The organism is Bacteroides intestinalis DSM 17393 (assembly GCF_000172175.1).
In the GTDB taxonomy this organism is placed as follows: Bacteria; Bacteroidota; Bacteroidia; order Bacteroidales; family Bacteroidaceae; genus Bacteroides; species Bacteroides intestinalis.
The window spans coordinates 343570-360867 of sequence record NZ_ABJL02000006.1; the positions used below are offsets into that span (position 1 = coordinate 343570).

Here is a 17298-nt window from a genome sequence, read left to right on the forward strand (position 1 = left end):
AGTATGAGCCCGATATCCGTTATTATCACCATTGCCGCTTATTTTGTGATACTGTTCACTATATCCTACATAGCCGGTAGAAAAGCCGACAATGAAGGTTTCTTCGTTGGTAACCGTAAATCGGCCTGGTATGTTGTGGCATTTGCCATGATTGGGTCCAGCATCTCCGGAGTGACGTATGTATCAGTGCCGGGCATGGTAGCTGCCAGTAGTTTTGGTTATCTGCAAATGGTATTGGGATTTGTTGCGGGACAACTAATCATTGCATTCGTATTGACGCCACTGTTCTATCGGATGAACTTGGTGTCCATCTATGAATATCTGGAGAATCGTTTTGGTATGTCTTCCTATCGGACAGGTGCATGGTTCTTCTTCATATCTAAGATGCTGGGAGCCGCAGTACGTTTGTTCCTCGTATGTTTGACACTGCAACTGCTGGTATTCGAACCGTTTGGATTACCTTTCATTTTGAATGTAGCTATTACCGTAGCATTAGTATGGCTCTATACGTTCCGGGGTGGAGTAAAATCCCTGATCTGGACAGATTCACTCAAAACATTCTGCCTGGTGGTATCGGTAGTTCTTTGCATCAGTTATATTGCTTCTGATCTCAACCTGTCGCTAAGCAGTATGATTAGCACCATTGCAGATAGTGACATGTCACGCATCTTCTTCTTTGACGATATAAACAGCAAGCAGTATTTCTTCAAACAATTCTTTGCCGGGGCATTCACAATGATTGCCATGACAGGACTGGATCAGGACATGATGCAACGTAACCTCAGCTGCAAGAACTTCAAAGATTCACAGAAAAATATGATTACGAGTGTTATATCACAGTTCTTCGTAATTCTGCTGTTCCTTATGCTGGGGGTATTGCTTTACATCTTTGCTGGTAACCAAGGTATTCAGGTGAAAAAGAGCGATGAACTCTTCCCGTTGATAGCCACCGGTAACTACTTCCCTGCAATTGTAGGTATCCTGTTTATCATCGGACTTATTTCTTCGGCTTATTCCGCTGCCGGCTCAGCACTGACAGCTTTAACAACTTCCTTTACAGTAGATATCCTCGGGACAAAAGGCAGGACGGAAGAAGAAATCGTAAAGATACGTAAGCGGGTACATATTGGCATGGCTGCAATTATGGGTATCACGATATTCGTATTCAACCTATTGAATAACACAAGTGTGATCGATGCCGTATATATACTGGCAAGTTACACATACGGTCCCATCCTCGGATTATTCGCATTCGGTATATTCATGAAACAGCAGGTTCGCGATAAATATATCCCATTGGTAGCCATCCTTTCGCCTATCCTTTGCTTCATCCTGCAAAAGAATTCGGAAGCCTGGTTCAATGGGTATCAGTTCAGCTACGAACTGTTGATATTCAACGCTCTGTTCACGTTTATCGGACTCTGTCTGTTGATCAGAAAAGATAAGAACTAATAATTAACTTAATACATCATCCATGAATGTAAGACTTCATTTTTTGTTCACTTTGCTCACCGCCTCCCTGATCCCCCAGACGGGAGGCGCGCAAGAGCTTTCGACGGATGTCCGCCAGAAAATCGGTAAGTTTCTGGACGCAACTGCACGGAAAGAGGTTTCCGTAGGACGCATCCGGATTGACTCTGTTTCCATTGAAGGAAATACGTTGCAATTGTTTGCTAACATGAACTGTGCATATATTCCTTTCCGGGAAGATAATGTGACAGAGATTTACCAAGGTGTGCAGGCACTGCTCCCGGCAGAGTTTTCAAAGTACAACCTGCAAATCCGCACGAATAAGCGTAGCATTGAAGAATTAATTCCCCAAGCACTACGCAGTAAAAAGGACAAAAAAGCCAAAACATTCAATCCTGCCGGAACAAAACCCTTAGTAACGGCCCTTTCTACCCCCTATACCCCTACAAATGGCTTAAAGAACCGTCACATTGCCTTGTGGCAGAGTCACGGCTTCTATTATGAGCCTAAACTGACACGTTGGGAATGGCAACGCGCCCGCATCTTCCAGACGGTGGAAGATTTATATACGCAAAGTTATGTACTGCCTTTCCTGGTTCCCATGTTGGAGAATGCAGGAGCTAATGTGCTGATACCCCGTGAACGGGATAGTCAAATAGCAGAAGTTGTTGTAGACAATGACGGTTGCCTTCACTCCCGTTCCGTTTATACAGAAAAGACAGGCGATAAGAACTGGATGCAAGGTACTGGTGAAGGTTTCGCCCATCTGCGCGATCAATATATCAATTTTGAGAACCCATTCCGTGAAGGAACTTTCCGCACAGTTAAGACGGTAAAAGGTAAGAAAGAGAAAGAAAGCACTGCCGAATGGATTCCTGAACTTCCGTCAACCGGACAGTACGCCGTTTATGTATCCTATAAATCATTGCCAAACAGTACGGATGATGCTCTTTACACTGTTTATCACAAAGGAGGAGTATCCCAATTCAAAGTGAACCAACAGATGGGTGGCGGCACCTGGATTTATCTGGGTACATTTGGTTTTGATGCCGGAAAAAGCGATGCCGGAAAAGTTGTTTTAAGCAATCGTTCTGATAAAGCCGGACGTATCGTTACCGCTGATGCCGTAAAAATCGGAGGTGGTATGGGAAATATAGCACGCCGTATCTCTGATGCAGGTGCCACAGAGAATATTAAAAGTTCGGACGGCAATGCTGCCATAGTGCATAAAGAAATGCCGAAGATAGATTACCCGTATGAGATAAGCGGTTATCCCCGTTTCTGCGAGGCAGCACGCTACTGGCTTCAATGGGCAGGTATTCCGGACAGTGTCTATTCCGACAGTCAAGGTAAGAATGACTATACAGACGATTACAAATGTCGTGGTATCTGGGTGAATTACCTTGCCGGTGGTTCTACGGTTAATCCGACAGAACAAGGACTGAATATCCCGGTAGATATGGCTTTCGCCTTCCATTCAGATGCAGGAACCACGCTAAACGATTCCATCATCGGAACACTGGGTATCTACTATACCAACGTTTACAATGAAGAATACGCCAACGGAGCATCCCGCTATCTGGCACACGACATGACAGACCTGATTCAGTCAAATATCGTACAGGATATCCGTAGCCTATACGAACCGGATTGGACACGCCGCGGTATGTGGAACCAATCCTACTACGAAGCACGTGTACCCCGTGTCCCCACTATGTTACTGGAATTACTTTCTCACCAGAACTTTACAGACATGCGTTATGGTTTAGATCCACGTTTCCGTTTTACGGTAAGCCGTGCAATCTATAAAGGTATGCTGCAATTCATTTGCTCGCAATACCACATGGATTATATTGTTCAGCCGTTACCTGTCGACAATATGGCATTGAAAATGGTAGGCGAGAATGAAATAGAGCTGACCTGGCAACCCGTAGCCGACCCACTGGAGCCAACGGCAAATGCTGAAAAATATATAGTTTATACCCGCATCGGAGATGGCGATTTCGACAATGGTGTGTTGGTAGATAAGAATACCTATCGCACTGCCCTCCCTGCCGGCATGGTATGCAGCTATAAAGTAACTGCCGTCAACAAGGGCGGAGAAAGTTTCCCGTCCGAAATACTCTCTGCAGGACGTGCACTTAATAGTTATAAGCGATTAACGATGAGTGATAAGCAAACAAACGCTAATCACTCAGATATCGTGCTGATAGTAAACGGCTTCGACCGCATCAGTGCTCCGGCTGATTTTGTTGCACCTGCTCCCGGTGATACTTTACTTGCCGGTTTCTTAGATGATCTGGACCACGGCGTACCTTATCTGAAAGATATCAGCTACATCGGTAAGATGAAAGAATACCGCCGTTCCATTCCATGGATGGACGACGATGCTTCCGGCTTCGGAGACAGCTATGGCAATTACGAAGATAAAGTAATCGCCGGAAACACATTCGATTATCCCGCTATTCATGGAGCCGCTATTTTGAAAGCCGGATATTCTTTCATATCTTGCAGCGATGAAAGTGTGGAAAATAAAACTATGAACCTGAACGACTATAAGTATGTAGACCTGATATTGGGTAAAGAATGTCAGACCAAAATGGGACGTGGCGGTGTGAAGCCGTTAGAGTTCAAAACATTCAGCCAACCTATGCAGGAAGCTATCACCGCATATTGCGGACAAGGCGGAAACATCTTCGTCTCGGGTGCTTATGTAGGAACCGACCTTTGGGACAATCGCCTTGCCCCGGCTCAGGAGTCCGATAAGAAATTTGCAACAGAAGTCCTGAAATATAAATGGCGCGTGGGGCAGGCAGCTACAGAGGGTAAGGTGAAATGTGTAGCTTCACCGTTCCCCGCCCTTTCAGGCAACTATACATACCATAATGAACTGAATGCAGACAGCTATGTAGTAGAATCACCGGATGCCATCGAACCAGCAACCAAAGATGCATACACCGTTATGCGCTATTCGGAAAACAACCTGAGTGCCGGAGTAGCTTACAAAGGCGACTACAAGACTTGCATACTGGCTTTCCCGTTCGAAGCATTACGCACCGCCTCTGAAAGAGAAATGTTAATGGATGCCATCCTGACATTCTTCAGTGAAAAAACAGATTCATTCAAACAATAATATACTAAAACCAATCATCATCTATGAAGCGAAGACTTTTAATAATGTTCCTGCTGGGGTGCCTGCTACCGTTCGCGGTACAGGCACAACATGGTACATTCCGTTTTGCGCAAATAACGGACATCCATTTCAGCCCCAACAATCCCAACCCGACGGAAGACTTGCTACGTTCCGTCGCGCAAATAAATGCGACAGACAGTATTGACTTTGTTTTGGTTACGGGCGATATCACTGAAGAAGGCGACCGTGCCACTATGCTGAAAGTCAAAGAGACATTGGATTTACTGAAAGCAAAGTATTACGTGGTCCTCGGTAACCATGAAACCAAATGGAGCGACTCCGGTTGTACTGCCTTCGGTGAGATATTCGGCGGCGAACGCTTTGAATTCGAGCATAAAGGCATCCTGTTTCTGGGTTTCAACTCCGGCCCGTTGATGCGTATGGCTTACGGACATGTCGTTCCGCAGGACATCCGTTGGATGACGGAAGAAATGGATAAGTTTGGAAAAGACAAACCGGTTATACTCGTCACACACTATCCGTTACTGGACGGAGATGTGGATAACTGGTATGAAGTAACAGATGCAGTACGCCCCTATAACATTCGTCTGTTCATCGGCGGGCACTATCACCGTAACCGGGATTTGCGTTATGATGGCATTCCGGGTATTTTGATGCGCAGCAACCTGCGTGATAAAGATGGAAAACCGGGATATGGTATCTATGATATAACGAAAGATTCGATCCTCGTCTACACTCAACGCATCGGCGAATCGAAAAAACAATGGGCTGCTTTCTCGCTGGCTCAGCCCTATTATGATCGTAATGGAAAAGCAGAGAAATACCCCGATTTTTCAGTCAACACAGCATACCCGAATGTGAAAGAACAGTGGATAGTACAAACCGGTGCAGGCATCTATTGTTCACCTGCAGTAGAAAAAGAAAAAGTGTTCGTCGGAGACGATATGGGTTATCTGACTTGCTATGCCTTGAAGAATGGAAAGAAACTATGGAACTTCCAATCCGGCAAACGCATTGTAGGCACTCCGGCTGCGGCAGACGGTGTAGTCGTATTCGGTTCTGCCGACCGTAACATCTACGGTCTGAACAGCAAAGACGGAAAACTGCTGTGGACTGTAAAAGCAAAAAGCCCGGTACTGGGTGCGGTAACCATTGAAAATGGAATTGCCTACATTGGTGCCAGCGATTCTACTTTCCGTGCAATTGATATCCATACAGGTAAAGTAATCTGGGTATATACCGGTGTGAAAGGATACATTGAAACCAAACCACTGGTAACAGCCGACAAAGTGATCTTCGGTGCCTGGGACAATACCCTCTATGCATTGAATAAGGCAGACGGCAAGGAATTATGGAAGTGGACAGGCGGTTTAACGCGCATGCACTTCTCACCCGCAGCCGTATGGCCGGTAGCTGCAGAAGGCAAAGTATTTATCACCGACCCGCAACGTGCCATGACGGCTATCAATATAGAAAATGGAGAAACAGTATGGCGCACTTTCCAGTCTATGGTACGTGAAACGATTGGTTTATCGGAAGACGGAACGCGCGTATTCAGCAAGACTATGAACGACAGTATTGTCTGCTATGCCACACAAGGAGATCAACCCCGTGAATTATGGGCAAGTAACGTCGGCTTCGGATACGAACATGCACCCTCTATGCAAGTGGAAAAGGGAGGTGTAATGTTCGGCAGTACCAAGGAAGGATTGATCTTTGCTTTGGAAGCCCAGACAGGTAAAGTCTTGTGGAAACATAAGATAGGTAACTCACTGATCAATACCGTAGTGCCGCTGAACGGGCAACAGGTATTGTTCACCGCCACCAGTGGCGAAGTAGGACTGCTACGAGTTAAAAATTAAAGAATTAATAATTAAAAGCAATATAGGACATTATGAATAAAATCAATTGCTTCGTTCCTTTCTCAGGAGCTGCACAAGCGGAAAAGACAGTAAAAGGCCTGCAAGAAACCGGCTTAGTGAATAATATTTATCTGCTCGCCCTACCGGACGTTACAGAAAACCTACCCGGATGCAGTACCCTGCACATGCAATCCATCCAGTCCAGCACTGCTATGAGGTACATCGCCGGACATAGCGATGCAGAATATACGCTGATCTATACAAAATATACAACGCTTGAACTGGGGTTATTCGCCCTGGAGCGTATGATACACATTGCTGAAGACAGTGGTGCAGGCATGGTATACGCTGACCGTTACCAAGTAAAGGAAGGCAAGCAAACCAATGCCCCGGTGATAGATTATCAATTCGGCTCATTGCGCGATGATTTCGACTTCGGTTCCGTACTGTTATTCCGTACGAATGCATTCAAGGAAGCCGCTGCCCGCATGAATGAAGACGAATATAAATTTGCCGGACTTTACGACCTTCGTCTGAAAGTAAGCCAGAAAGCAAGTCTGGTACACATCAACGAGTACCTGTACAGCGAAATCGAAGACGATACCCGCAAAAGCGGTGAGAAGATATTCGATTACGTGGATCCCAAAAACCGCGACCGTCAGATTGAAATGGAACAGGCTTGTACCGAGCATCTGAAAGAAATCGGCGGCTATCTGGCACCTGAATTCAAACAAATAGAATTCTCAGCAGGTAACTTTGAATATGAAGCTTCGGTTATCATCCCTGTACGCAATCGTATCCGTACCATCCGCGATGCCATTCATTCGGTATTGAAGCAGAAGACCGACTTTAAGTTCAACCTGATTATCATCGATAACCACTCTACGGACGGAACCACAGAAGCTATTGACGAATTCAAGAACGACGAACGCCTCATCCACATCATCCCCGAACGCAATGACCTGGGTATCGGCGGTTGCTGGAACATGGGGGTGCATCATCCCAAGTGCGGTAAGTTCGCCGTACAACTGGACAGCGACGATGTATACAAGGATGAAAACACACTGACTATCATGGTTCGCGCTTTCTATGAACAGAATTGCGCTATGGTGGTAGGTACTTATATGATGACGGACTTCAATATGAATATGATTGCTCCGGGTATTATCGACCACAAAGAATGGACACCCGAGAACGGACGCAACAACGCACTCCGCATCAACGGTCTGGGCGCTCCGCGTGCTTTCTATACTCCGGTACTGCGTGAAGTGAAAGTTCCGAACACCAGCTATGGTGAAGACTATGCACTGGGATTAAACTTCTCCCGCCAATACCAGATCGGTCGTGTATATGACGTAGTTTACATGTGCCGCCGCTGGGACGACAACTCGGATGCTTCACTGGATATCGTGAAAATGAATGGTCATAATCTGTATAAAGACCGCATCCGTACTTGGGAACTTCAGGCACGTGTAGCAATGAATAAGAAAGGATAACTATGAACCAAACCATAAACAATTTGTTCACCGAGCAACTAGTCTCCTGGGAAACGGCTCGTAACAACTATGCCGCCCTTTCGGGTGTCCAGGTGAAGGAGTTGAATGTAAACGGTATTCCTTATAAGGTACAGTTCAATCCTGCACGTATCGTTTCTTCGGGAGCCAAAGTAGATGCCCAGTCCATCAAGGAACGCAAATGTTTCCTCTGCCCGGCCAATTTACCGCCGGTGCAGAAAGGAATTCCGTTCGAAGGACATTATAATATCCTGGTCAATCCGTTCCCTATCTTTCCCCGTCACCTGACGATACCGGAAGTGGCACACGTGAACCAGCGCATAGCCGTCCGTTTCAAGGATATGCTGGCATTGGCACAAGCGTTGACGGATTACACAATATTCTATAATGGTCCCAAGTGCGGTGCCTCCGCCCCCGATCACGCTCACTTCCAGGCAGGCAACAAAGGTTTCATGCCTATTGAAAAGGACTGGCGCGAACAAGTAGCAGGCAAAGTGGCAGGTTACGGTGAAGCTACCCTCTGGTACTTGAATGACGCTCCCCGTGCAACATTGGTCATTGAAGCAGCCAATAAGAAACATGCTGCCGCCCTGTTCGATATCATTTATCATTCACTGGACATCAAACCGGGAGATGACGAACCGATGATGAATGTATTGGCATGGTACGAAGATGAGAAATGGATCGTATGCGTATTTCCACGTGAGAAGCACCGTCCGGCTTGCTATACAGCCGAAGGAGATGCCAATTTATTGAGCAGTCCTGCATCCGTAGACCTCGGCGGAGTGTTTATCACACCGGTCGAAAAAGACTTTCTCAAGATTACCGCCGAAGACATAGCCCAGATCCTGAGCGAAGTATCGCTTTCTGCCGAAGACTTCCATCAGGTACGTCAGCGCATTAAAGAGAAGATATAATAAAACGGAGTATCCTTATTCTCCTCCGGAGAGGGGAATTAAGATAGTAATTAATAAGATAATATGAAAGAACCCAAAGTACACGTAGGCATATTGTTCGAGCCGCAAATAGAGTTTATCCTGCTGAATCCGTACCGCATCAACGGTATGGAAATCAGTGGCAAGCAGGTTGTGACCTACAACGAAGGCAGGATACTGTGGAACGGACGCCTTTATGACGAGCTTCTATTTGAACCTGTAAACGAAGCTACCGACGCTTTCGAACTGCTTGATGTCACCATCGGCATCAACTTCCACTGGGAGCGTAAAGAAGACCAGCGCTTCCTGGGTTCTCTGAAGATTATTGTGGAGAACAAGAAGCTGACAGGCATCAACGTCATCCACGTAGAAGATTACCTGACCAGCGTAATCTCCAGTGAGATGAGCGCAACGGCTTCGTTAGAGTTGTTGAAGGCACATGCAGTGATTTCACGAAGCTGGCTCCTTGCAATTGACAATTCCTTACGGCATGACAGCGCAGCACCCAATAACGCAGCCAATTGTCAATTGTCAACTGTCAATTGTCAATTGAAGTGGTATGAGCGCGACGCCCATACCCGTTTCGACGTCTGTGCAGACGACCATTGCCAGCGTTATCAAGGCATCACCCGCGCCTCCACCGAAATCGTAAAGCAAGCTATCGCTGCCACCCGCGGACAAGTATTGACGTCTGACGGTAAGATATGTGATGCCCGCTTCTCCAAATGCTGCGGCGGTGCATTCGAAGAATTCCAGTATTGCTGGGAAGATACACCCCATCCGTATCTCCGGAAACAACGCGACTTCCGCATCTTCAATCCCAAAACCTGCGACCTCAGCTTTGAAGCTACCCGACCCGGTGGAGGATTACCCGACCTGACGGATGAACAGGAAGCGGAAACGTGGATTCGTACCTCTCCACCGGCCTTCTGCAACACCACAAATAAGAGAATCCTTTCGCAGGTGCTGAACAATTACGACCAGGAAACCACCGACTTCTACCGCTGGAAAATGGAATACACCCAAGAAGAACTTTCTGCACTGATCCTGAAACGCTCCGGCATCGATTACGGGCAAATCATCGATCTTGTCCCTATCGCCCGTGGAACTTCAGGTCGCCTCTGGAAACTGAAAATCGTAGGAACCAAACGGACGCTCACCATCGGCAAAGAACTGGAAATACGCCGTACGCTGTCCACTTCCCATCTCTACAGTTCCGCATTCATAGTAGGTAAGGAAGACGTCTCTCCCGAAGGTATCCCCGGACGCTTCATCCTCACCGGAGCTGGTTGGGGACACGGCGTAGGTTTGTGCCAGATCGGCGCCGCCGTCATGGGCGAGGAAGGATATAAGTATGACGCAATACTGCTGCACTATTACATAGGCGCAAGTATCGAGAAGCTATATGACTAATTCAACAAAACAATAAACAATATCATGAACAGTACAAAAAGAATATCACCGTGGGCATGGGTACCTACCTTATACTTTGCACAAGGCATCCCCTACTTCATAGTCAACAACATCTCGGTACTGATGTTTGCCAAGATGGGTGTTCCCAATGGAGAGATGGCTTTGTTTACGAGTTTGCTGTATCTACCCTGGACCATCAAGCCCTTCTGGAGCCCGTTCATCGACATCATCAAGACCAAACGATGGTGGATCATCTCTATGCAAATCCTGATGTCGATAGCATTCATCCTGTTGACACTGTCTATTCCGAAACCGGATGAAGCAACGATAGCTGCCGGAACAACTCCCATCAGCATGTTCACCATCACACTGGTTCTCTTCATCATTACAGCATTTGCTTCGGCTACACATGATATTGCCGCCGATGGCTTCTACATGCTGGCATTAAGACAGAGCGACCAGGCTGCATTTGTCGGTATCCGAAGCACCTTCTACCGCCTTGCATCCATCTTCGGACAAGGAGTACTCGTAGCCATAGCCGGTGCCATCGAGCTGAGATACAAAGACATTCCACTGTCATGGACCATCACAATGCTGGTTACAGCCGTCATGTTCAGTTTGGTAACTTTCTATCACCTCTTTGCAATACCCAAGCCTACCTCTGACAAGTCTGTGCTGACACCGGGAACAGCCAGTGCAAAAGCCATATTCCAAGAGTTCGGGCGCACATTTGCCACTTACTTCACCAAACCCGGCGTATGGCTGGCCATCGCATTCATGCTGCTTTATCGCCTGCCCGAAGCATTCCTCATCAAGATGTGTATGCCTTTCCTGGTAGCTTCTAAAGAGGCAGGAGGTCTGGAACTTTCCACGGCAGAAGTAGGTATTGTGTATGGCACTATCGGAGTGATATTCCTCACCGTAGGCGGTATCCTGGGCGGATTGTTTGCATCGCGTATCGGACTGAAGAAATCCATTTGGTGGATGGCGGGATGCATGACACTCCCCTGTCTGACCTTCGTCTATCTCGCCATCGGCCAACCCGATAATCTGTTTGCCATCTCCACGGCCATTGCCATCGAGCAGTTCGGCTACGGATTCGGATTCACGGCCTATATGCTTTATATGATGTACTTCTCCGAAGGAGAGTTCAAGACGTCGCACTATGCCATCTGTACCGCCTTCATGGCACTGAGCATGATGATTCCGGGCATGTTTGCAGGTTACCTTCAGGAAGCAGTCGGCTATGTCAACTTCTTCTGGATCGTAATACTCTGCTGTGCCGCCACTATTGTGGTCACGGTGTTTGCCGACAGGAAGATTGACCCGACATACGGGAAGAAGTGATAAGTGATAAAGTGATAAAAAAGAACGATTCATTATGAAAAAGTATATTCTCCTCTGTGTCCTCTGCTTCCTCTGTGGTGCATCGCAGGCACAAAAGATTCGGATAAAGACAGGTATCGAAGTCCTGAAAGATCAGAACTTCAAGTGCTTGGAAGGCAAACGTGTAGGTCTGATTACCAACCCCACCGGAGTGGATAATCAGATGAAATCCACCATTGACATTCTGCATGAAGCACCGAACGTAAATTTGGTTGCCCTCTTTGGTCCGGAGCACGGGGTTCGTGGCGACGTACATGCCGGCGACCACGTGACGGACATCAAAGATGCCACCACCGGATTGCCCGTATATTCCCTTTACGGCAAAACCCGCAAGGCTACACCGGAGATGTTGAAAGACATTGACGTATTGGTCTACGATATCCAGGATATCGGTTGCCGCTCATTCACCTATATCAGTACAATGGGACTGGCTATGGAAGCAGCAGCCGAAAACGGTAAAGAATTTATCGTATTGGATCGCCCCAACCCGGTAGGTGGACTCAAGATAGAAGGCAATCTGGTAGAAGATGATTGCATTTCTTTTGTCAGTCAGTTCAAGATTCCGTACCTTTACGGGCTGACTTGCGGTGAGCTGGCATTGATGCTGAACGGAGAAAAGATGATGGCAGCACAATGCAACCTGCACGTTGTGAAGATGAAAGGTTGGAAACGCAAGATGGACTATGTACAAACGGGGTTACAATGGGTACCCTCTTCTCCGCATATCCCCCATCCGCACTCGGCTATATTCTATCCAGTAAGCGGTATTCTGGGGGAACTGGGATACATGTCCATCGGAGTAGGCTATACGATACCCTTCCAGATGTTCGCCGCACAGTGGGTAGAAGCAGAAAAACTGGCGGGAAACCTGAACGCATTGAATGTGCCGGGTGTCGTATTCAGGCCGATGTATCTGAAACCCTTCTACTCCGTGGGTAAGGGTGAATTGCTGCAAGGCGTACAGGTACACATCATGGATGTGCAAAAAGCCCCGCTGAGCGACATCCAGTTCCTGATAATGCAGGAGATCGCAGCGCTCTATCCTGACCGTGCTGTATTTGAGCATGCCGACAAAGGACGTTTCCGTATGTTCGATATGGTAAGCGGCTCGGAAGAGATACGCAAGCGGTTCTCACAACGCAACCGCTGGGAAGATGTTCGCGACTATTGGTATAAGGATGCTGAAGACTTCCGACGGTTGTCGAAGAAGTACTACTTATACAAATAATAGGACAAAAGAAATTAATCTCAAAAAAGGGTAGGACTGAATGCCATTCAACCGTTACTTGAATAGAGTTCAGTCGTTACCTTAATAGGGTTCAGTCGTTACTTCATTTAGCCCCTTTCCACAACATATTCTGGCAGGGGGGACAAAGGAAGTTTAATTAATATACAATATGGCAAAGAGTAACTATATGGCCTTTCTGCACGATGCCTCCCAGGTCATCCCGCAGGAGAGGATATACACCGACGAACTGCGCCGGTTAGCATGGGGAACAGATGCAGGTTTCTACCGCCTTATCCCACAAATCGTGATTCGTTCCAGCAGCGAAGAGGAGATCTCCGAACTGTTGAGACTTGCCGACCGTTATGGTCTGCCAGTGACGTTTCGTGCCGCAGGAACCAGCTTGTCGGGACAAGCCATTAGTGACTCTATCCTGATAGTAGCCGGAAAACATTGGGAGAAGTACAGCATTTCTCCCGATCATGAACAGATTACCTTGCAACCGGGCATCATCGGTCAGCGGGTTAACGAGATTCTCGCACCCTACGGACGTAAGTTTGCTCCGGACCCGGCAAGTGTGAAATCGGCCATGGTAGGCGGCATCGTCATGAACAACGCCTCGGGCATGAATTGCGGCACACATGCCAATAGTGACAAGGTACTTCTCTCCGCCCGCATCGTATTGGCGGACGGCACCGTGCTGGATACAGGGGACGACATTTCGCGTGCTTCCTTCGAAGCCACCCACCCCAATTTCCTTAACCGCATCTGCGAACTGCGCGATCGGATACGTGCCAACGAAGAACTCTCCGCACGCATCCGCTACAAATATTCCATCAAGAACGTAACCGGACTGAACCTTCTGCCATTTGTCCGTTTCGATGATCCATTCGATATTATTGCCCACCTGATGGTAGGCTCGGAAGGCACGCTTGCGTTCCTTTCCCAAATTACCATGCGCACAGAGTACGACTATCCGTACAAGGCTAGCGCCATGCTCTATTTTACCAACATCAAGGATGCCTGCCGGGCGGTGGTGGCGATGAAAGAACTCTCAAATGACAATACTTCCGCATCAGAAGCAGACAGAAAGATAGTAAAAGGCGCCGAACTGCTGGACTATAAGAGCCTCTCTTCGGTAGAAGATCCTGTCTACTTAAAGTATAAGCAAGAAGTTGCCGATGCCTCCGGCCTCACAGCCGTGCTGACCGAAACCAAAGCCCGCACCCGCGAGGAACTGGAACAGAACATCTCAGTAATCGAGGAATGTCTGAAAACTTTCAGCACCTACATCCCCGTGCACTTCACCGACCGGCCGGAAGAATATTCCAAGTATTGGGCTATCCGCTCAGGCATATTCCCATCCGTAGGTGGTACACGCCAGCCGGGCACTACCTGCCTCATCGAGGACGTAGCCTTCCACATCGAAGACCTGCCCGAAGCCACTGCCGACCTGCAACAGCTCATCGCCCGCCACAGCTACGATGATGCCTGCATCTACGGTCATGCCCTGGAAGGCAACTACCATTTTATCCTGAACCAGTCCTTCAGTACCGACACCGAAGTAAAACGCTACGAGGACCTGATGAATGACGTAAAGACTCTGGTAGTCGATAAATATGACGGCTCGCTGAAAGCAGAACATGGTACTGGACGCAACATGGCCCCCTTCGTGAAATATGAATGGGGAGAGGCAGCTTTTGAAGCCATGAAGGCAGTCAAGCAGTTGTTCGACCCGAAAGGGCTGCTCAACCCGGGAGTTATTTTCAATGATGACCCGCAATGCCACATCAAGAACTTCAAACCGTTGCCGTTGATTCCTATCGACGAAGCCAGTCCTGCCGAAAAAGTAAACAAGTGCATCGAATGTGGCTTCTGCGAAGTGAACTGCCTGTCGTGCGGCTTTACCCTTTCTTCGCGCCAGCGCATTGTATTGCAACGGGAAATATCACGTCTGAAACAAAGCGGCACAGCCCCGGAACGTCTGTCTCTACTCGAAAAACAATACCGCTACCCGGGCAATCAAACTTGCGCAGGAGACGGACTATGCTCCATGTCTTGCCCGATGAATATCAATACAGGCGACCTGACCCACATCATCCGACAGGAAATACTGCCGAAAGGTAGCCTCGGATATAAAGCAGGAGATTTCGTAGCCAATCACTTCGCCGGTGTTAAGAGTAGTCTACGCCCCGTTTTATCATTAGCCAATTTCGGACACTCCGTATTAGGAACCAAAGCCATGAGCAGCATTACGAAAGGGATGCACAATGTATTGGGCGTACCTTTGTGGACGCCTGCCATGCCGAAAGCTTATTCAATTGACAAGTCACAATTGTCAACTGTCAATTGTCAATTAAACAAAGTAGTTTATTTCCCCAGCTGCATCAACCAAACCATGGGCCTCCCGAAAAAATCCCCCGTGGAGCAACCTTTGGTAAACAAGATGATCTCCCTCCTACAAAAAGGCGGTTACGAAGTCATCTTCCCCAAGGACATGGACAAGCTCTGCTGCGGCACCATCTGGGAAAGTAAAGGTATGCTCGACATTGCTGACCACAAAGCAGCCGAACTCGAAGCCGCCCTTTGGGAAGCCAGCGAGCAAGGCAAATACCCAGTTCTCTGCGATCAGAGCCCCTGCCTGCACCGCATGCGCGAAACCATTCAAAAGATGAAACTCTACGAACCTGCAGAATTCATCTACACTTTCCTGCGAGACAAACTGGTCTTCACGCAGACCGACCGCCCCGTAGCTGTACACATCACCTGCTCCATGCGTAAAATGGGTCTGGCAGATACAATTATCTCCCTAGCAAAACTCTGTTCTACGCATGTCTTCGTACCCGAAGAAGTAGGCTGCTGTGGTTTTGCCGGCGACCGTGGATTCACCTATCCTGAACTGAATTCCTATGCCCTGCGCAAACTCCGTCCGCAGATAGAAGCATCGGGTATCACTATCGGCTACTCCAACAGTCGTACTTGCGAAATAGGACTGACTACCAACTCAGGTATCCCCTACGTCTCTATCGCCTATCTTGTAGACCAATGCACGAAGAGCGTGAAAGCTGAAGCAACTGATAACTTATAACTAATAACTTAACACACTTATTACAATGAACAGTCAGACCAAGACAAACAAGCGCATTCTTGCCCTCGACATCCTTCGCGGTGTCACCATTGCGGGCATGATTATGGTGAACAACCCCGGCACTTGGGGACATATATATGCCCCCCTGCGCCACGCTGAGTGGAATGGCCTCACCCCCACCGATCTCGTCTTCCCTTTCTTCATGTTCATCATGGGTATCTCTACCTATATCTCCCTGAAGAAGTACAATTTCGAGTTCAGCCATGCAGCCGCCATGAAGATATTGAAGCGTACCATTATCATCTTCCTGATCGGACTTGCCATCGGCTGGTTCTCCAGATTCTGTTACTACTGGGCAGGTTCCCATGAAGGACTCAGCTTCGGCGAACAACTCTGGGCATCCGTCTGGACCTTCGACCGCATCCGTATCCTGGGTGTCATGCAGCGTCTGGCCCTTTGCTACGGTGCTACCGCTATCATTGCGCTGACCATGAAACACCGTCATATCCCTTACCTCATTGCCACATTGCTGGTAGGTTACTTCATCCTGCTGATGTGTGGCAACGGATTTGTTTACAACGAAACCAATATCCTCTCCATAGTGGACCGTGCCATCCTCACCCCCGCACACATGTACAAGGATAATGGCATTGATCCCGAAGGTCTTTTAAGCACCATCCCCTCCATTGCCCACGTATTGCTGGGCTTCTGCGTGGGTCGCATGATGCTGGACAGCAATAAAACCGAGAACCGCGAGACGTTATTGAACTCTCACCTGATCAAGTTATTCCTGATTGGCACCATCCTTACTTTTGCAGGCTTCCTGCTGAGCTACGGTTGTCCTATCAACAAGAAAATCTGGTCTCCCACCTTCGTTCTCACCACTTGCGGGTTGGCCTCCAGTTTCCTGGCACTGCTCATCTGGATCATTGACGTAAAAGGATACAAGAAATGGTGTACTTTCTTTGAGGCTTTCGGTGTCAATCCCCTGTTCATGTACGTTCTGGGTGGAGTACTCAGCATTCTGTTCGGCAGCATCAGCTTTCCCTGGGGCGATGGCAGCATCAGCATACACGGGTTCTTATACAAGATCGTTCTCATGCCGATATTCGGTGAGACAGGCGGTTCACTGGCCTATGCATTGCTCTTTGTAGCCATCAATTGGTGCATCGGCTATCAATTGTATAAACGGAAGATATATATCAAGATATAGTAGCAAGCAGATAAATCGGCAAAAGACTATAACACCGA

The 17298-nt window shown here is 47.9% G+C and carries 10 protein-coding genes; all 10 read left to right on the plus strand.

Annotation, left to right across the window (positions count from 1 at the left end):
- Positions 1 to 3: 3 nt before the first annotated feature.
- A complete protein-coding gene (locus BACINT_RS03365; protein ID WP_007660606.1) occupies positions 4 to 1452 on the plus strand; it encodes a sodium:solute symporter in 1449 nt (482 codons plus the stop codon).
- Positions 1453 to 1474: 22 nt separating this feature from the next.
- A complete protein-coding gene (locus tag BACINT_RS03370; protein WP_007660607.1) occupies positions 1475 to 4603 on the plus strand; it encodes a golvesin C-terminal-like domain-containing protein in 3129 nt (1042 codons plus the stop codon).
- A gap of 23 nt (positions 4604 to 4626) precedes the next feature.
- Complete coding sequence (locus BACINT_RS03375; protein WP_007660608.1) at positions 4627 to 6486, plus strand: outer membrane protein assembly factor BamB family protein; 1860 nt, start codon at positions 4627 to 4629, stop codon at positions 6484 to 6486.
- Positions 6487 to 6518: 32 nt separating this feature from the next.
- Entirely contained in the window at positions 6519 to 7982 is a 1464-nt protein-coding gene (locus tag BACINT_RS03380; RefSeq protein WP_007660609.1) for a glycosyltransferase family 2 protein, read from the plus strand.
- A gap of 2 nt (positions 7983 to 7984) precedes the next feature.
- A complete protein-coding gene (locus BACINT_RS03385) occupies positions 7985 to 8917 on the plus strand; it encodes a DUF4922 domain-containing protein (protein WP_007660610.1) in 933 nt (310 codons plus the stop codon).
- Positions 8918 to 8980: 63 nt separating this feature from the next.
- Positions 8981 to 10348 (plus strand): SpoIID/LytB domain-containing protein, encoded by a 1368-nt coding sequence (locus BACINT_RS03390; protein WP_007660611.1) that lies wholly within the window; start codon positions 8981 to 8983, stop codon positions 10346 to 10348.
- A 24-nt stretch (positions 10349 to 10372) separates the two neighbouring features.
- Positions 10373 to 11695, plus strand: coding sequence for an MFS transporter (locus tag BACINT_RS03395; RefSeq protein ID WP_007660612.1), 1323 nt, complete (start codon positions 10373 to 10375; stop codon positions 11693 to 11695).
- A gap of 34 nt (positions 11696 to 11729) precedes the next feature.
- Positions 11730 to 12962, plus strand: a complete 1233-nt coding sequence (locus BACINT_RS03400; RefSeq protein ID WP_007660613.1) for an exo-beta-N-acetylmuramidase NamZ family protein — start codon at positions 11730 to 11732, stop codon at positions 12960 to 12962.
- A 169-nt stretch (positions 12963 to 13131) separates the two neighbouring features.
- Positions 13132 to 16047, plus strand: coding sequence for an FAD-binding and (Fe-S)-binding domain-containing protein (locus BACINT_RS03405; protein ID WP_007660614.1), 2916 nt, complete (start codon positions 13132 to 13134; stop codon positions 16045 to 16047).
- A 25-nt stretch (positions 16048 to 16072) separates the two neighbouring features.
- Positions 16073 to 17260: an acyltransferase family protein gene (locus tag BACINT_RS03410; RefSeq protein WP_007660615.1), complete on the plus strand. Its 1188-nt coding sequence runs from the start codon at positions 16073 to 16075 to the stop codon at positions 17258 to 17260.
- The last annotated feature ends 38 nt before the right edge of the window (positions 17261 to 17298 follow it).